This is a genomic window from Bacteroides sp. D1 (assembly GCF_000157095.2).
GTDB lineage: Bacteria > Bacteroidota > Bacteroidia > Bacteroidales > Bacteroidaceae > Bacteroides > Bacteroides xylanisolvens.
Genome location: NZ_JH114330.1, coordinates 379 through 19,841 on the forward strand (window position 1 = coordinate 379; position 19,463 = coordinate 19,841).

Below are 19,463 nucleotides of genomic sequence, written 5' to 3' on the forward strand. Positions count from 1 at the left end.
TTAGAAAGTGGATTGAAAAAGCGAAGGCAACACGGAATATGGCACTGACGAACTTTGCATATGGTATTGAAAAAGACTGGGAGGCAGTACAGGCAGCTATTGATATCCCCTTTAATAACGGATTACTGGAGGGGACAGTGAATAAAATTAAAGCGGTAAAAAGGCAGATGTACAATAGGGCAGGAAGTAAACTACTGAGAGCCAAGATTCTTTATTCACAATAGAAGAAGTACCACCAAATTTGACGAAGAACCTTGAAAAACATAAAAACATCTGCCACCTGCAACGAAAAGCGTGTAATACACTAGTTAATAGATAGTTGTAACGTTGCAGATACTGTTGCAGATAGGTTGCAGATCAAAGTATCTGCCACACAGTATAAGCCTTGCATAAGCTAATTCTCCAAGAGGGCAAAAGTTTATTGTATACATTAACTTCCCGTTTCCAGGCGGGGAACTGTCGTTTCCTGCATTAGAAATTACAGTTTCCATGGCAGGAAACGACAGTTTCTAAGGCGGGACACTACAGTTTCTACGTAAGGATACTGTCGTTTCCCCGTAGAGACACCACCATTTCTCCATAGGGTCACCCCAATTATCCCATAGCTTTAGATAAAGGAATCAAGGCTTTTTCTTTGATTATATAACGTGTTGCAGATACTTTATCTGCAACCTATCTGCCACAGGTATCTGCAACGTTACAACTATCTATTAACTAGTGTATTACACGCGTTTCGTTGCAGGTGGCAGATGTTTTTATGTTTTTCAACTTTATAGTAGGAAAAAATTTCATTCATTTCCGTACCTTTATGAGTCTTTTTATCCATAAATAATATCCAGTCAGTGGTAGTGCAGCCCCCAATAAGGCAGCAATAAAGGTAAGTATGCGAGTAAACATTCCTCCCCAGTTACCAACATGCACAGAATAAATCCAACCACGAATCTTTCCCGACTTGTCTTGATGTTGATAAAGACTTGTTTCTGTAAATTCACCATTATCCGTATTGAAAGAATAACGGTCAGATGCCCGCTGATTCCCGAAACGGTTGAAAGACACGCTTGCCGTACCAGAAGAAATACTGATTTGCTTATACTCCGGATTTTGACGTCTTAGTTTATCATAAATCTCCTGCCAATAAACGAATGGTGAAGTTACCGAGTACATATCACTGTGATTGTTTTCCGGACGTCCCTTACTATCAGGCTGCTCTCCTGTATATTCTCCGGTATTGCGATTTTTGGCATGTTCTCTATTGTTTCTCCGACCTTCCGGACGTCCGCTTCTTTCACCCTTTCGAACCTCATTTCCTTCTCTTTTCTTTTCCCGATGGGCTGCCAGTTTGGTATCCCTCTTTTGAGCATCACTTTTCTGTTCATGTCCTTGGGCGGCACGTTGCTGTACTTCCACCCCGAAGACCTTATAGAAAGCTGTCCGATACCACGGAAAAGACCAGGTCAATCCCGTCAGTGCCATAGCCAATAGAAAGATCAGAGCATACATTCCACCTGCCACATGCAAGTCATACCAAAACCTTCTCCAACCTTTTGTTGCTGTTATTTTCAGGCTATTCTTCAATGCTTTACGTGTACGCGGCCACCAAATGACAATTCCCGAAATCAGTACAAAAACAAGTAAAAGCGTACTGACACCTACAATCATTTTGCCCCAAAAGATCCCTTCATTTCCCGGATTCATACTATCCAGCAGCCAGCGATGCATTCGAAACATAAACATAAAAAAGCCGCTACGCTCGCTTTTTCCTTTTACTTCTCCCGTATACTGGTCTACATACAAAGATGCACGACGTGGTTTGGAAAGACTAACCTGATACGCACGTCCGGGATCAGAAGATATGCTGACACCGGTCACCGATACACTGTCAGGCAATGTCGTTGCCACTTTTTCAAGCAGCTTATCCATAGGAAGAGGAGACTCCTTTACCGTTTCTACGTAGTAAAGATCGCGTCGAAACCACTCATTCACCTCATTTTCAAATACCAGTATGGCACCGGAGAAGCAGACAAGAGTTATTATCAGTCCGAAAGGGACGGAAAGCCACAAATGTATCTTTCTGAATATTTTTTTCATGTTTTCAATCCTATTTCTTGAAAAAGCCTGCAAAGCTTTCCGCTCGGCAGGCTTTTATCTACAAAAGATTCTCTATTTAACCGACTGTATTATTTTGAAAGATATTCCATCTTACCTACCGTAGTGATAGCGTCAGCTTCTACCGTCAAACCTTTGACTGCCTTGCCTGTTTTTGCGTCTATTTTATAGAAGGCCGGTTTCTCGCCCGTAGTCACAGTGACAGCCATATAAGCATAGCCTTTTTCTCCATAAGGCTCGCCACCAAACTTTCCGTCAGCCGGCAGACCTGTAACAGGCATAATCGTCTGATCTTCCGCCTTGAAAACAGCTAATTCGCTGACATCTGCACTTGTACCGCCATTAATCATATCTTCCGCTCCCTTTTTATACAATTGAAGCAGGAAGTAATCTTCAGAGATGTGCCAGCAACGGAAAATAGGATGTTTAGTGCCTATCTCTTCAAAGTTCACATAGTAATCCGGATCGAAATCTGTTGCACCTGCTTTGATACGCATTGCGCCCGAAGGCTTCTGTCCTGTTACCTTCTTCAAATCTGAAGATGAAACTGCCGTACGTCCATATCCGGGAGAGAACACATAGACGTCACCATTATCAGCGGCCCAAATGGTCTGATAATATTGTGAACGCATACGACCGCATGCATAGCCTATTTTATCAGTCTTGGCAATCACCGGAGTCTCATTAAAGTTCGTGCCATTATAAATTGCCACGTAAGCATTATCCGGGTATTGTGTAGAAGGAATAACACCGGCTGTATATGCACCGCTGCCGCTACCACCGTCAGTCTTAGTCACAAGTTCCTGATCTGTCACAGCTTCCGGCCATTTTTTAATACCGTACTTACTCATTCCCATTGGGATGACAGATGTATAAATCTTATTGTTAGCTTCAACCAGACCTGCCCATGAAACTTTTTCACCATTACCCAAGTAATTTTCGGCAAGCAAGGTACCCTCTTCCTGACTGCCGTCGGTTGCATCCAGATAGTTGAACAACAATGCTTGAGCCACATTCTGATCCTCATCCGTTATTTTCGAGTCCCCGGTGGAAACAGTCACCACTTTATCCCCCCAGGTCCCATAAGACGTGATACGATTATAAGTGTATGTGTACTTTTCTTTCATTTTACCATCTGCCCCCAAATAATAGGAAGCTCCTGTACCTGCGCCACCTTTATTATAAACTAAAGCAAACACATAATCCAGTCCTTTATATACCCAATAGGTACCGCCAATCACTTCGGTTCCATTCCCTTGAGTCGACACTGTTCCTTCATCCAAAGAATTGGCTACTACCAAATAACTTGCTTCACCAGTTGTGGCAGCCACCACATAAGCCGTTTCTCCATCAATCGGCGGGTTATCCACCGGATTATTATCATCGTCGCAAGATGCCACAAACACACCGCTACTCAAACAAAAAGCTACGGCAAAAGCCTGTAATAAAAACTTCTTCATATATTCTTTATTATTGATTGATACTAAAAACTTACTCTTATTATTTACCGAAAAACACTCTGAACTTTCCATAGAATGCGCGCCCCGCTTTTTGCAGGCTAAAATTGTCAAACAGTTGGGCATCGGTGAAATTCCTACATTCAAATGATACATTATAACGTCCATTCTTCATGGTGTAGGACAAAGACAGATTATGAGAAAACTGTTCCGGCACCATATTCTTTGAATCTTTATCTCCGAGATTTTCCCAGTAAAGAGGAAAATCGTGCTGCCAGTAGCTATCATAGCCGATGCTCAACACATTTCCTTTGACAAACAGGTCATTCCAATAAAAATTTGCATTGATATTAGCATAACGATAGGGCAGATTCGGCATACGCACTTTATAGTGCATGCTTTCTTGCAAAGAGGAACCCGCCAGAAACTTTTCGTAATCACGAGTATCGATGCTATTGAATGTTCCTCCTATATCAAACCAACGCGAGAAGCTATAAAGCAATGACAAATTATACCCTTTGGTCCTTACGTGACCGTGGTTCTCATAATATCCGTAGCTTGTTCCTCCCAATACGTCCAGTCCTCTTTTTATGTAATCTTTCGTATCCCGATATATCAAACCGGCCTCGGCATACAATCCATGCTTGCCAAACTGATGATTATAGCTGAAACTCAAATTGACATTATCACTTTTCTCCGGTTTCAGATTCATTTTGCCAGCTTCAAGGTCTTCATCTCCAAAGAGTTCGTCCGTGGTCGGCAGGCGGAAAGCCTTTTCGTACGAAAGTTTCACCTGAAGATCTTTCCATATAAAATAGGTACCTGCCGCTCCATATCCAAGAGCGCTTGCCGTATTGGACAGATTGATATAATTGCCTATTCCATCCGTATTCTGCGATACCGGTCCCTTGTTGTATTGCCGATAATATTTGGCAAATGCCGACACATTCCATCTGTCCGACGGCATCAGACGGTAAGAAAGCCCGCTGACGTTTTTACGAGTGATTTTAGGAATAGAAAAGTCCGTGAATTTGGAAGAAGCACCGATGGTAGAACGGCTCGTACGTTCAAAATCACTGATTACATGACTGAAAGTAAACGTATGCGCCTGTCCGATATGATAATTCATCTTCAGCGTCCCATTCCAGTTTTTATTTTTAGATTCACTGTTCTGGTAAGACTGTTCTCCCCGGCTGCCTTTTTCATAAAAATCTCCACGCCAGTTGTAAGCCCGCGAAGCGGTATCGACATTGTTGGTGATATTATGATTGTAATTGGCAGTCAACAGCAGATCCAGGTTTTTCACCAATAAGTTCTTTTTGTAATATTCTAAAGAAGGGACCAACGAATGTCCTTTGCGGAATTTTTCACCGAACACGACATCTTGATAAACGCCTGTTTGTATCTCTTTATAGAAATGGGAATAATTGAAACTCAACGCCAAACGGTCTGCCCATTTCTTTCCTACCAGGCCGATTTTTCCAATCACGGCTTCATTATGATACTGGTCATTAAAACGTTTCAGATGATAAATCTTATTTTTGTCAAGTGGCGGAAAACGTACGCTTCCATCTTCTTTAATCTCAAATTCGCGTACATAAGTGTCTACATAATAATCATTATCCGAGAAATTCTGAAAAGCATTGACCTCATACATAAAACCATTCTTGAACGTTTGTCCGAAGCGCACGTATGATTTATGAGTATTAAATGACCCGTAAGAATAGGAAGCGTCCATAAACCACTTTCCGGGTTGCTTGTTGGTGACAATATTAACCACTCCCCCAATAGCATCGGTTCCGAATCCTACAGGAACTACTCCTTTATAGACTTCTATACGGTCGGCAAAATTAATAGGAACATTGTTCAAATCGAATGCGGCACCGGCTCCCTCCTGTGGTATGCCGTCAATGAAGATTTTCACATGTTTCCCGCTAAAGCCATCGATATACAATTGCATATCCGACCCCACTCCACCTGATTCGCGGAGTTTTACACCGGGCACTTTAGTCAGTGCACCTGCCAAAGTCTGCGTACTATTATGCAATTTCTTCGCATCAATGGCTACCGCATTAAAAGCAGACTGATTCACACGACCGACTCCGGATGTCGTGACCAGCACCTCTCCCAGTTCTTTTACCGCCGGCGCGATAGTGACGTTTACTTTTATTCTTTCTCCCTTGGCTAATTTAACTTTCTTTTCTACCGTTTGATAACCGATAGCCGAAACGACAAGTGTATATTCACCGGCTGTAGTTTTCAAATGATATATACCTTTTTCATCTGTATAGCATCCTTGGTTGGTTCCTTTCAGATAAACTGTCGCAAAATCCACCACTTCTTTCTCCGTGGACATTACTCTACCCGAAATTAAACTATTACGGTGACGCCCATGTTGTGAATATACGGATACGGAAAACAAGAATGCCAGAAAAACCAAAAAATATTTATTGCTCATCTCCTTTTTACCTTTTTACTTTATACCTTTTCATTGCTCTAAAAGCGATGCAAAGGTAAGCAGAAAGAGGGATGCCAAACAATCCCTATCTATTGGTAAAAATAAGACAACAAAAATGAGATATATAGATATGTACAATACCTATATATAAGTAAATACTGGATAATTTAAATAAAAAAAGAAAAGAAAACCTACTTCAGCCAACTCGCCAACGCACGTTCCGTTACCTCCCACAACTGCTCTTTTTGCACATGATTCGTGTATTTATCAGACAAGTTTTTCCGGTGGTTATTGACATACAGTTGTCCTGTCACACCGGCTTCCTTTTCGTCCAACAGTAAACCGATTGCCGTAGAAGCCCCTTTCTTGGGTTTACGGATAAAAGGACGGAAAAAAATATCCGTTAACGGATCGAACCACTTGTGCATAGTGATGATATCAGTAGAAACAATTCCCGGATCGGCAGCATTGACGGTAATCCCCTTCTCTCGAAGTTGCTCGGAAAGCTCGAAAGTAAACAATAATAAAGCCAACTTCGTGTTACTGTAAACAGGAATCCGCCAAAACGTTCCCGTTTTCCCTCTATGAAAGAAATCTGGGAAGTCGAGCTTGCCGATTGCGTATGTACAGGAAACCATATTTACGATACGCGCTCCACGCACCATCAACGGAATTAATTTCCGGGTAAGCAGATAAGGTCCCATGTAGTTCACACTTACTGTTCGTTCGAATCCTTCGGAAGTAGTATGAAAACCTGTCTCCATCGTTCCGGCATTATTCATTAACAAAGAGATGGGAAGATTCCTTTCTAAGATCTGACTGGCAAAAGCAACTACGGATTGCATAGAAGATAAATCGATAGCTATTACTTCCAAATCCGGGTTTCCAATTTCCTTGCTCAAACGTTCACGAACAACCTCCGCTTTCTTCGGATGATAACAAGCCATTATGATTCGATAACCGGCTTTGGCTACGGCACGTGTTATTTCTGTTCCCATTCCTCCGTCCGCACCGGTGATGATTGCCCATTTCATTTCACTCATTTTTTCTCCAGTTTATCAATCTCCTTTTGTAAAGAGGAAGGTAATTGTTCTTTCAAATGTTGATGACAAGCCATTTCTATCGTATACATACGTCCTATGCAATAATTACTGTGTCCACAGTTGCAGCGTGCTTGTTCCTCCTGTTTCATCCGGTTCACGAATCCCGGTTCGTTCAGTAATGCTCTCGCCATCTGCACGGCATCAAAACCGGAATCGAGCACTTCATCTATTTTCTGACGGGAAACAAGACCACCGACATAAATCAACGGCGCATCCGGAAGAGCCGCACGGAATTTCAGTGCATCTTCAAGGAAATAGGCCTCTTTGAAGGGCACAGAGGGTATCATCCATTTGCCAAACATACGGACTCCGTATTTCAGCCACCAACAATTCATATAGTAAGACATCGAACGAATCGGCATGGCACCTCTCATTACATACATCGGCGCTTTGCTGACAAAACCACCACTCAACACCAATCCATGAGCGCCAAGTTCCAACAGTCGTTTAGCCACTTGTATGGATTCGTCAATCTCCATTCCTCCTTTGAAACCGTCGCGCATATTCATTTTTACGAAAACTGCCATATCACTGCCTGCCGCTTTCATCACTTCTTCCATCACCATATCCATAAAACGCATCCGGTTTTCGAGCGAACCGCCATATTCATCTTTCCGATGATTGGTGTAGGGAGACAGGAATTGACTAATCAAATAGCCGTGCCCCGCATGTACTTCAACGGCGTCAAATCCGGCTTTCCTCGCCAGATTGACTGCATTTCCATACGCTTTCGCCATTTCCGGCAGCTCCTCTTTTTCCATTCCACGCACAAACGTAGGAGAATAGAGGTTGAAGCCTGAAGATGCGGATATAGGAGTGACACCACATATATTTTTATGGGACATATTTCCACAATGCCCGATTTGTATACCTACTGCGGCACCTTCATCGTGCACGGCTTTTGTCAGTTCGTGTAAACGGGGAATAATGGACGGACGCAACCACAACTGACGGTCGAAAGAAAGTCCGCTTTGTGTCACGGCAGCATAAGCCACTGTTGTCATACCCACTCCCCCCGCAGCTACCGACCGATGGTAATCCAGCAACATCTGCGTGGGAGTATTCTCCGGACACATGCTCTCAAAAGCTGCCGAACGGATTGTTCGATTCCGCAGCGTCAAAGGACCAAAGGTGACCGGGCTAAAAAGTTTAGATTCCATAGTAGTTGATATTTTATTTAAGTCATACGTAAGTCGTGATGAAAAGCGCCCCTAATAAAGAAAAGGGAACACTCGTTTCCGTTCTCCCACTGCGTCTCCGAATTCTTCGCGGTAACGGCACCAAATAGCGTTGGCACGGGGAACAAGGTTAGCAATCGTCCACCAAAGGAAGACCAGACCGGAAAGTGAACAAGTGAGTATCGCCCAACCTGCCCATTCTACTATCTCACCGAAATAGTTGGCGGAAGTGACATAACGGTACATTCCTTTTTGAGGCAGATAATGCCGGGTGTCTCCCGGTTTGCGCAAATGACGGATGATATAATCCGACTGCCAGTTCAACAGCATACCTGCGAAAAAGAGCAGTGTGCCGATAATAAACCACGGTGAAGTGAACCAACCGGATTGATACATCGTTTCGGGAGCAAGATAGAAAATCCATTTTCCTTGCATATAACCATTCAGCAGATTAAAAAGAACTCCCATCGACATGATTGCCAGCGGCATCTTACTTTTTCCTTTCAATAGCAAAGGGAAGATGAAAGCACGCTGAAAATAGTGAATTTGAAAGAAGAGGAAGAAAGTGAAAATCACCGACTCGAACCGACGTTCGGAATAGATCCACATCACACACATCACCACAAAAACCGGAGCTTCCATCAATATCCAGGCTAGTTTATTGGAGATAGCTACGCCCCACGATGCCGTGCGGAAAATACCATATCCGGCTTTCACAAAGTAAAGGGCGATAAAAACAAACAAAGCAATCAGGCTCATCACCCCCAGAAACAGATTAAAAGTATCTATACTCATACCGATCTATTTTGTAACACGCAAAAATAACAAAAATGAGATAAACGACGATACAAAAAAATAGAAAGAATCTGAAGTACATTCTTTTACGAACATAAAAAAGGAGAAAATATAAAATTTCCCGGATGCGCTTCTGAAATGATCGGGCACACATCCGGGATTACTTATCTATTCAATAAAAGGATTTGTTCTTATCAGCGTTTCTTAATTGGGATATAAGCCAAATCATCAAGTACATTTTTATAAGCCGGGCGGATAATCCGTTTACCGTCAAAGGTCAATTCTTCATTGCGGTGTGCACACCAGCCTACGATACGTGCCATGGCAAACAATGGGGTGAAGATTTCCTGCGGCAAACCGATCATTTCATACACGAAGCCCGAATAGAAGTCGATATTGCTGGACACTGTCTTTCCATTGTTTTTAACCCGTCCGAAAGTAGCGATGGCACGTTCTTCCAACAGTTCGAGGAAAGCAAATTCGCTTTCTCTGCCTTTTTCACGGGCAAGGTCGCGAGCCAGTTCTTTCAATAGAAGAGCACGAGGGTCGGAGATGGTATAAACGGCATGTCCGATACCATAGATCAATCCGGTTTTGTTATACACTTCTTTGTTCAACATTCGGGTGTAGTAAGTGTCTATCTCATCTACACTTGTCCAGTCTTTGATATTTTCCTTCAGGTGCTGGAACATGTCGGCAACCTGAATATTGGCACCTCCGTGAAGCGGGCCTTTCAACGAACCGATACCTGCGGCAATGGCCGAATAAGTATCTGTTCCGGTAGAAGAAGTAACGCGAACGGTGAAAGTGGAGTTATTACCACCACCGTGCTCTGCCTGAAGAATCAATAACAAATCAAGGGTGCGTGCATCCAGTTCGGTATAGTCTTTTTTCAGCATATACAGGAAATTTTCGGCAATAGAGAGCTTTTCCTGCGGATGGCGGATATGCAGAGAACGTCCGAAAGTAGCATGACGAAGCATATTATAAGCATAAGCGATGATAGTGGGGAACTTTGAAATCAGTTCAATACTCTGACGCATCAGGTTATCCCGGGAGGTATCATCCGCATTTGCGTCAAAACGATACATTTCCAATACACTGCGTGAAAGAATATTCATGATGTTGTTTCCTTCCAACTCGATGATGTTCATTTTCGTTTTCTGTTCCAACGGCATATTGTCATTAATCAACTCACGGAAAGAAAGCAATTCTTCTTTATCCGGCAGACGTCCGGAAAGCAATAGGTAAGCCACTTCTTCGAAGCCAAAGCGTTTCTCTTTGATTATAGCGTGAGAAATATCTTCTACATCATAACCGCGATAGAACAGTTTTCCCGGTATGGGTTTCAGTCCACCACCCGGAACACGTTCATATCCTACTACATTACCGATTCTGGTTAAACCTACCAATACACCTGTGCCGTCTTCATTACGCAATCCGCGCTTCACATCAAACTTGGAGAACAATTCTGTATCAATCCGGGTAGCTTCCTTCATTTCCTCGGAAAGCTTGTAAATCAAGTACTCTTTTTTCATCTTTCTTCGTTTTTTATTCGTTACTTTTGTTTTTCAATTCTTTCCACGATCTCACGAGTGAAAGCGGAAGTAGAGAGGGAGGTTCCATTCGGCATAAAACGGGCTAAATCGTGTGTAGCGCGAGCGTCCAGGAAGCTTTGTTCCAAGGCTTTCTCTATCAGAGCAGCCGCTTCTTTCCAGTCAAAATATTCGAGCATCATTACTGCCGAAAGGATAATAGAACAAGGGTTCACCACATCTTTTCCCGCAATATTGGGGGCTGTTCCGTGAGTCGCTTCAAAGATGGCATGACCTGTCTGGTAGTTGATATTTGCTCCCGGAGCGATACCGATACCGCCTACCATAGCCGCCAGTTGGTCAGAAACGTAGTCTCCGTTGAGGTTTAAGGTGGCTATTACGGAATATTCTTCGGGAATCAGGAGTGTATTTTGCAAGAAAGCATCTGCAATGCAATCTTTTATCACCAGTCTGCCATCTGCCAAAGCATCGCCAAATTCACGTTGCGCCAGTTCGTAGCCCCATTTTTTGAAACCACCTTCGGTAAACTTCATGATATTCCCTTTATGCACCAGCGTTACGGAAGGCAAATGATGGTCGATCGCATACTGGCAGGCAGCACGTACAAGACGCTCCGTGCCCTCACGTGATACAGGTTTCACACCGAAAGAAGAGGTTTCCGGGAAACGGACTTTTGTCACGCCCATTTCGTCTTTCAGGAATTGATAGAACTTTTCAGCTTCCGGAGTTCCGGCTTCCCATTCGATACCTGCATAAATATCTTCCGTATTTTCACGGAACACACACATATTCACTTTCTCCGGTGATTTGACAGGCGACTGTACTCCCTGATACCAACGAACCGGACGAAGACAGACGTATAAATCAAGTGTCTGACGCAGTGCTACGTTCAACGAACGGATTCCACCTCCGACAGGAGTTGTCAACGGACCTTTGATTCCTACCAGGTATTCCTGAAAGGTTTCCATTGTTTCATCCGGTAACCAGGAACCAGTCGCGTTGAAGGCACGTTCTCCCGCCAACACTTCTTTCCATTCGATACGACGTTTGCCACCGTATGCTTTCCGGATAGCTGCGTCCACTACGGCTTGCATGGCAGGAGTCACTTCGGCTCCTACTCCATCGCCGGTAATATAAGGTACGGTAGGCACATCGGGTACCAACAGCGTACCATCTGTTTGCATGGTTATTTTGCTCATTTTTTATCTTGCATTTAAGGCAGAACCGGCACGAAACCAGGCTATCTGCTGTTCATTATAGGTATGTTGCACTTCAAAACTTTCTTTCGTTCCGTCTTCGTGATGAAGAACAATCGTCAGATTGCGCCCCGGTGCGAAATGGACTAAGCCTGATACGGACAAAAGATCGTGTTCCCGAATCTTGTCATAGTCTGCTTTATCTACAAAAGTAAGAGCAAGCATTCCTTGTTTTTTCAGATTTGTTTCGTGGATACGGGCAAAACTCTTAGCCAAAATGACACGTACATTGAGGAAGCGTGGTTCCATGGCTGCATGTTCACGGCTGGAACCTTCTCCATAATTCTCTTCGGCAACAACAATAGACGGAATACCTTCGGATTTATACATCTTTGCCGTACCGGAAACTGTTCCATAAGTATTTGTCGAACGATTCCAAACACGGTTCGTTTCACCATTGAAAGCATTGACAGCTCCCATCAGCATATTGTCAGAAATATTCTCCAAATGTCCCCGGAAGCGGAGCCATGGACCTGCCATAGAGATATGGTCGGTAGTACATTTTCCCTGTGCTTTAATCAATAAAGGCATGTTCAGCAAATCCTGTCCGTCCCATGCCGGGAAAGGAGTCAGAAGCTGGAGACGTTGGGAATCCGGTTTTACCCTGATTTCCGTTTTTGCTCCGTGCGGGGCAATATACCCTTCATTTCCCTGTTCAAAACCTTTCAAAGGAAGTTCATCTCCTACAGGCTCGGAGAGTTTCACTTTTTCTCCGTTATGATTCACCAGTCTGTCTTTCAACGGGTTGAAACAGAGATCACCGGCTATCGTTAACGCCATCGTTAGTTCCGGAGAAGCTACAAACGCGTATGTGTTGGGATTACCGTCAGCGCGTTTGGCAAAATTACGATTGAAAGAGGTGACGATTGAGTTCTTTCGTGTCAGATCGTCCGTCTCACGTTTCCACTGACCGATACAAGGTCCACAAGCATTTGCCATAATCGTGGCTCCCAACCGTTCAAAAGCTTCAATCATACCGTCTCTTTCGGCAGTAGCCCGGATTTGCTCCGAACCCGGATTGACGATCAGCGGAGAAGCGACGCTCAAATTCTTTTCTGTCACCTGCTTTGCCAGAGAAGCTGCACGGCTCAAATCCTGATAAGAAGAATTGGTACATGAACCTATCAAGCCCACCTCCATTTTACGGGGGTAGCCGTTCAATAACACTTTTTCTGCAAATTCAGAGATAGGAGTAGCGGCATCCGGTGTAAACGGCCCGTTTATATAAGGTTCGAGTTCTGACAAATCTATTTCAATCACACGGTCGTAATAGTTGGATGGTTCGTCGGTCACAATGTCGTCTGCACGAAGATCTGCATCAACAGATTCAGCCCAATCAACTACACAATCTCTTCCGGTAGCTCTCAAATAAGTAGCCATGCGCCCGTCAAAGGGGAACAAAGAGGTAGTAGCTCCAACTTCGGCACCCATATTGCAAATGGTGGCTTTCCCGGTAGCAGAAAGGGATTCGGTTCCGGGACCAAAATATTCGATAATAGCATTCGTTCCTCCTTTTACGGTAAGGATGCCGGCCAATTTCAGGATTACATCTTTCGGAGAGGTCCAACCGCTTAGTTTTCCGGTCAGACGGACACCGATAATCTTCGGCATTTTCAGCTCCCATTCCATTCCTGTCATCACATCCACGGCATCCGCGCCACCGACACCGATAGCCACCATGCCCAGTCCGCCTGCATTAGGCGTATGAGAGTCTGTTCCCACCATCATACCGCCGGGGAAAGCATAGTTTTCGAGCACTACCTGATGGATAATTCCTGCTCCCGGTTTCCAGAAGCCAATGCCATAACGGGAAGATACATCACGGAGGAAGTCGTATACTTCTTCATTGGTCAGTCTTGCCGTAGCAATATCCGCCTTTGCACCTTTATACGCCTGTATCAAGTGATCGCAATGCACTGTCGAAGGCACAGCCACCTGATCCTTACCTGCATTCATAAATTGAAGCAAAGCCATCTGCGCAGTTGCATCCTGCATAGCCACACGGTCGGGACGGAAATTCACATAATCCTCCCCCCGTTTGTAATCTTTCAAATCGGCTACATCATACAGATGAGCATACAAAATCTTCTCGGCCAACGTCAAAGGGCGTTTCAGTATAGCCCGTACGTGTTCTACCTTTCCTTTATAAGCAGCGTAGAAAGCTTCTAACATAGTCACATCATATACCATATTGCTTTTTGTTTTTTTAGTCTATCTATTAAAATAACGAACGACGTTCGAGTAATGTTTAACAAAATGAAATATTTTTTCTACCCGGAACGAAGATTTGTTACCTTTGCGCCTATTATGAGTAATAATCCGAAAAGTCCCATTATAGATCTTCAGCAACAGCAACTCCTCCTGCGGATGGAGTATGAATATGAGAAGGAAGAATTTAAGCGGCAGACCGAAACAATGGGCGTTGCCCGTAAAGTGAAGCGCGGTCTCTGCTGGTATCCTGTCTCTCTTGGCCGAAGTTACTACAATTCGCTGAATCAGCTTGTAATAGATATTACACGGACCGAAAATAAAGAAATAGAGCATTCCTTTGAGTTCGGTCGCCCTGTTTGCTTTTTCCACCAGTCATTCGAAGGAAAAGTGAAGTATATGGATTTCATCGCTACCGTCAGCTTTGCCGACGAAGAACGAATGGTCGTTGTACTCCCCGGAGCGGGAGCTTTAGCGGAACTGCAAACTGACGGTATACTGGGAGTACAACTTTATTTTGACGAAACATCGTACCGGGCCATGTTCGAGGCACTGGAAGACACGATACGTGCCAAGGACAACCGCCTGGCGGAACTGCGCGACATTTTGCTGGGTACCCAAAAGCCGGGATTCCGCGAATTATATCCTGTCCGCTTTCCATGGCTGAACAGTACACAGGAAACAGCAGTCAACAAGGTGCTATGTACGCGTGACGTATCTATTGTTCACGGTCCTCCGGGAACCGGAAAGACAACGACTCTTGTCGAAGCGATTTACGAAACGTTACACCGGGAACCACAAGTGCTTGTCTGTGCACAAAGCAACACGGCTGTCGACTGGATTTGTGAGAAACTGGTAGACCGGGGAGTACCCGTGCTCCGCATTGGAAATCCGACCCGAGTCAACGACAAAATGCTTTCATCCACCTACGAACGCCGGTTTGAAAGTCATCCTGCCTATCCGGAGCTTTGGGGAATCCGTAAATCTATCCGCGAAATGGGTAGCCGGATGCGCCGGGGTAGTTATTCTGAACGGGAAGGAATGCGTAATCGCATGAGTCGTCTCCGCGACCGTGCCACGGAGTTGGAAATACAAATCAATGCCGATCTTTTCGACAGTGCCCGTGTGATTGCTTCTACCCTAGTCAGCAGCAACCACCGCCTGCTCAACGGACGTCGTTTTCCGACTTTATTCATCGACGAAGCTGCACAAGCCCTCGAAGCTGCCTGCTGGATCGCTATCCGCAAAGCAGACCGGGTCATCCTTGCAGGAGATCATTGTCAACTTCCGCCGACTATCAAATGTATAGAAGCTTCCCGTGGAGGATTGGATCATACGTTAATGGAAAAAGTGGTTCAGCAAAAACCTTCCGCGGTCTCTCTATTAAAAGTACAGTACAGAATGCATGAAACCATCATGCAGTTTCCCTCCGACTGGTTTTATCACGGAGAACTGGAAGCTGCTCCGGAAGTACGCTATCGGGGGATTCTTGATTTCGACACTCCCATGAACTGGATCGATACTTCAGAGATGGACTTTCACGAAGATTTTGTAGGCGAAAGCTTCGGACGCATCAATAAGCAGGAAGCCAACCTACTACTACAAGAACTGGAAACTTACATCGAACGTATCGGCAAAGAGCGAATACTGGATGAAAGAATTGATTTCGGTCTGATTTCGCCATACAAGGCACAAGTGCAATATTTGAGAGGAAAAATAAAAGGAAGCAGCTTTTTACGTCCTTTCCGCAGCCTCATCACCGTGAATACGGTAGACGGCTTTCAGGGACAGGAGCGAGACGTTATTTTCATCAGTCTCGTACGTGCCAACGAGGACGGACAAATCGGATTTCTAAATGACTTGCGAAGAATGAATGTAGCGATTACGCGGGCACGAATGAAACTTGTTATATTAGGAGATACCTCCACCCTTGCCAAGCATCCTTTCTATAAAAGGTTGATGTTATTCATTAAAAAGGAGGATTAAATACTTAATCCTCCTTTTAACAAAGCACACTTTCTCCCGAAACCACACTTTTTTTAACACAAACAAAACAAACAATATTTTACATCAGTACTATTCTTAATTTTTCATCCTCAAAGATAGTCGATTATTCTAATGCGCTCCAACTATTTCCACCATTTTATTTGCGGATCGCGCGTTTTTGCCCATTCTGCAAATTTAGGATATGTTTTGTCAATGCGCTGATTCTCCTTTTTAAGATCTAAATTCAAAATAGAAGCGTCCAAACGTGCATCTACATGAATAGCAAACGGAAAACCATCCTTGCAAATGAAATAGGTACCATCTACATCACCACGAGAAATATCAGCTCCGGAAGGGAAACGATTATTCGCACCAGTCGTCGGCTTATGATCTGTCAGATGGACTTCTGTGGCAGAGTTGAATACTTTTATAAAAGGATTATAAGGAGCTACCACCACTGATTTATCAAGAGTAGGGTTATTAAATTGTATGGATACCGTATATGTCTTCTCTTGAATATTCTGATTAATCATATCCTCCGCATTCACATTGGATACTCCCAATTCAGCTTTAGCATCCTTGAATAATGTTATCACATTACCTGAATAGGAAGAAGTTTCACTACCATTAACCGTTACTTTAGAAGCTTTACTCAAATCGAAAGGAACTTCATAAGCAAACGAGTTCTTATAATTAGCTCCCGTCCAAGCCAGAGTGAACTTATCAATAATATTAAGCACCTTATTATCTATATTATAATCAACGCTTGACTGATATTTCATAACTACATCATTCAAGTCATAATCTCCTTGTTCCGGCCAGTTATCTTCAAAACCAAGTACTCCAGAATACTTTTCTGTTCCTTGCCGATCCCCCGGATTAGGAACATCCGGCACTTCAATAGCAGCAATAGGATTAGAAGAGATGACGAAAGCAACATCATTATAGTCATTTTCTCCATTTTTCCAATCTTCCATCGTAATAACATTCACTCTGTCACCTGCTTTATTTTTTGCTGCAAAAATTGCAGTATGAGAAATTTTATCACTATTCAAAGATTTGGTTGAGTAGAACATATTCCCATTAGCCTTAACACCTCTCCAACCGTCATTCCAAATTAGGAAACCAATCTTTGTACCTGCTGGGATACGTTCCGGTTCTTCTTCCGGAAAGCTGCCTGTCTCATTTATATATTTCAAATTTACCGCAACCCCACTATAATTACCCAGATTACTTTTATGTGCATTAGGGAAGATTACACATGCATGCTTTGCAGCTTGTCTTATTTCATCAATACTGGCATTTTCCGAATAACAATAGTAAGCAAACACACTTTGCGCACCTGTATCTCCTCCGAAATAGTTGACAACGACATTCGCATCTTCTTTTATCAGAATATCAGCATCATCAGAGACTAAATTAGTTCCTACATTATTCTTTCCTTCCGGAAAATATGTCGTTATATAACTCTTGAGAGTTGCGTCCACATTTATTTTTTTGGAAGTATCCAGATAGTTAGGTCTACCAGTATTTACATTCCAAGTTCCTAATACATTCGGAATTACATTTGTAATAAATTTCAAAGAGGATCTTGTTTGTGCACTTCTCGTTGATGAGTCCACAGGAGTAACATCAAGAGCATTCTCGAAGGTTATTTTTGCGCTGACATCCGAACCGACAACTTTAGTTTTATACAAAGTCGGCACACCAAAATCCGGAGAATAAATATAAACTTCTGAAACAGCTGTCGGGAAAGAAGCCGGTTTGATATAACGTCCTTGTATATCTGTAAATCCGGTTGCAATGTGTGACACCCCTGCTTTCTTTATAATCTGACCGCCTTCTGCCACATAAGAAAGCGGATTTTCAGCATAAACTTCAAAATAAGCTCTAGGACATTCCTTTCCATAATCAATATTCAATTGAATATTTTTAGTAGTAGCAAAGTCGAAATAGTTATCTAAAGTAACCTCCTCTTCTTTATCTCCTGAATTAGCAGGATCATATACATCTTTCTGCAAACAGCTGGAGAAAGCAACAGAAACAACACCAATAACACATACTAATTTAGTAATGTTAATCATTCTTTTGGGCAAGTTAAAATACATCATACTTCTCGTTTATTTTATTTGATGGTGCAAATATAAACATAAACTTGCATATTTTAGTCATATTATAGATATATTTTTCTAAAAAAAGCAATTTAAAGGATTCACTCCTCCTTTTATACAATGTATTTCCAATAAAAAAGGAGAGAACTATTTGCTCTCTCCCCTCTTAAAACTTGTATAATTTATCCAGTTTAATTATTCTCCGGACGAAGTTTACGAACAGTTACAGCAGTCTGCCACATTTCGCTCTCGCGTAATTGACGGAGTTCTTCGTTCAATTTTTCACGATAATCAGGTTGTGAATTACTGTCGATAGAAATCTGTGCTTCGTTACCAGTCTTCACACTGTTATACAACTTTTCAACTACCGGTTTGATAGCATCGTGGAATGGGCCCATCCAATCGAGAGCACCACGTTGAGCAGTAGTAGAGCAGTTAGCGTACATCCAGTCCATACCGTTCTTTGCGAACAACGGCATCAATGACTGTGTCAGTTCTTCCACTGTTTCATTGAATGCTTCAGAAGGACTATGACCGTTTTCACGCAATACTTCGTACTGTGCCAGCAACAAACCTTGGATAGCACCCATCAATGAACCACGTTCACCTGTCAAGTCAGAAGTAGCTTCACGTTGGAAAGTTGTTTCGAACAGATAACCGGAACCGATACCGATACCTAGTGCGATAGTTCTTTCGTAAGCCTTGCCTGTAGCATCCTGATAGATAGCATAAGAAGAGTTCAAGCCACGTCCTTCGAGGAACATAGTACGCAAAGATGTACCCGAACCTTTAGGAGCAACCATGATAACGTCGATATCAGCAGGAGGAACTACACCTGTACGGTTGTTCCAAGTGATAGCAAAACCGTGTGAGAAATAAAGAGCTTTTCCGGCAGTCAGGTAAGGCTTGATAGTAGGCCATACAGACATTACTGCTGCGTCAGACAACAGACACATTACAATAGTACCTTTCTCACAAGCTTCTTCGATACCGAACAAAGTTTCACCCGGAACCCATCCGTCCGCTACTGCCTTATCGTATGTTTTTCCTTCACGTTGACCAACGATTACATTGAAACCGTTATCACGCAAGTTCAGCGCCTGTCCAGGACCCTGTACGCCATAACCGATTACAGCGATTGTTTCATTTTTCAATACTTCACGAGCTTTTTCCAATGGAAATTCGTCACGGATTACTACAGTTTCAGTAGTACCTCCAAAATTCAACTGTGCCATTTTCTTTTTGTTTT

13 protein-coding genes are annotated in these 19,463 nt (G+C 43.3%); 2 read left to right on the forward strand and 11 right to left on the reverse strand.

The window, feature by feature from the left end; genetic code table 11:
- On the forward strand, nucleotides 1-224 hold a 224-nt coding region (locus tag BSAG_RS22435; protein ID WP_008997266.1), incomplete at its 5' end, for a transposase.
- Nucleotides 225-792: 568 nt separating this feature from the next.
- On the opposite strand, the gene BSAG_RS22430 is transcribed toward BSAG_RS22435, so the two are convergent.
- From BSAG_RS22430 to BSAG_RS22390, 9 genes are all read right to left on the reverse strand, one after another.
- Nucleotides 793-2,088, reverse strand: a complete 1,296-nt coding sequence (locus BSAG_RS22430) for a PepSY-associated TM helix domain-containing protein (RefSeq protein ID WP_004315781.1) — start codon at nucleotides 2,086-2,088, stop codon at nucleotides 793-795.
- Nucleotides 2,089-2,177: 89 nt separating this feature from the next.
- A complete protein-coding gene (locus BSAG_RS22425) occupies nucleotides 2,178-3,566 on the reverse strand; it encodes a DUF4374 domain-containing protein (RefSeq protein ID WP_004315782.1) in 1,389 nt (462 codons plus the stop codon).
- Nucleotides 3,567-3,606: 40 nt separating this feature from the next.
- Entirely contained in the window at nucleotides 3,607-6,021 is a 2,415-nt protein-coding gene (locus tag BSAG_RS22420; RefSeq protein ID WP_008997267.1) for a TonB-dependent receptor, read from the reverse strand.
- Nucleotides 6,022-6,212: 191 nt separating this feature from the next.
- Nucleotides 6,213-7,064 carry an SDR family oxidoreductase gene (locus BSAG_RS22415; protein ID WP_008770745.1) on the reverse strand — a complete coding sequence of 284 codons (852 nt, stop codon included), beginning with the start codon at nucleotides 7,062-7,064 and terminating at the stop codon, nucleotides 6,213-6,215.
- Nucleotides 7,061-8,284, reverse strand: coding sequence for an NADH:flavin oxidoreductase (locus BSAG_RS22410; protein WP_004315786.1), 1,224 nt, complete (start codon nucleotides 8,282-8,284; stop codon nucleotides 7,061-7,063). Before BSAG_RS22410 ends, BSAG_RS22415 begins: the two co-directional genes overlap by 4 nt.
- A gap of 51 nt (nucleotides 8,285-8,335) precedes the next feature.
- The gene (locus BSAG_RS22405; protein WP_004315787.1) at nucleotides 8,336-9,097 is read right to left on the reverse strand and encodes a DUF1295 domain-containing protein; all 762 of its coding nucleotides are present in this window, start codon (nucleotides 9,095-9,097) and stop codon (nucleotides 8,336-8,338) included.
- Nucleotides 9,098-9,291: 194 nt separating this feature from the next.
- On the reverse strand, nucleotides 9,292-10,635 hold the full coding sequence (locus BSAG_RS22400; protein ID WP_004299485.1) for a citrate/2-methylcitrate synthase: 1,344 nt from the start codon (nucleotides 10,633-10,635) through the stop codon (nucleotides 9,292-9,294).
- A gap of 20 nt (nucleotides 10,636-10,655) precedes the next feature.
- The gene (icd, locus tag BSAG_RS22395; RefSeq protein WP_004315788.1) at nucleotides 10,656-11,852 is read right to left on the reverse strand and encodes an NADP-dependent isocitrate dehydrogenase; all 1,197 of its coding nucleotides are present in this window, start codon (nucleotides 11,850-11,852) and stop codon (nucleotides 10,656-10,658) included.
- A gap of 3 nt (nucleotides 11,853-11,855) precedes the next feature.
- Complete coding sequence (locus tag BSAG_RS22390) at nucleotides 11,856-14,099, reverse strand: aconitate hydratase (RefSeq protein WP_008770744.1); 2,244 nt, start codon at nucleotides 14,097-14,099, stop codon at nucleotides 11,856-11,858.
- A gap of 66 nt (nucleotides 14,100-14,165) precedes the next feature.
- Between BSAG_RS22390 and BSAG_RS22385 the strand changes: the two genes are divergently transcribed.
- Nucleotides 14,166-16,103, forward strand: coding sequence for an AAA domain-containing protein (locus tag BSAG_RS22385; protein WP_008997269.1), 1,938 nt, complete (start codon nucleotides 14,166-14,168; stop codon nucleotides 16,101-16,103).
- A gap of 143 nt (nucleotides 16,104-16,246) precedes the next feature.
- On the opposite strand, the gene BSAG_RS22380 is transcribed toward BSAG_RS22385, so the two are convergent.
- Nucleotides 16,247-18,214 (reverse strand): LruC domain-containing protein, encoded by a 1,968-nt coding sequence (locus BSAG_RS22380; protein WP_004313294.1) that lies wholly within the window; start codon nucleotides 18,212-18,214, stop codon nucleotides 16,247-16,249.
- Nucleotides 18,215-18,405: 191 nt separating this feature from the next.
- Nucleotides 18,406-19,449, reverse strand: a complete 1,044-nt coding sequence (gene ilvC, locus BSAG_RS22375; protein ID WP_008015592.1) for a ketol-acid reductoisomerase — start codon at nucleotides 19,447-19,449, stop codon at nucleotides 18,406-18,408.
- Between the last annotated feature and the right edge of the window lie 14 nt (nucleotides 19,450-19,463).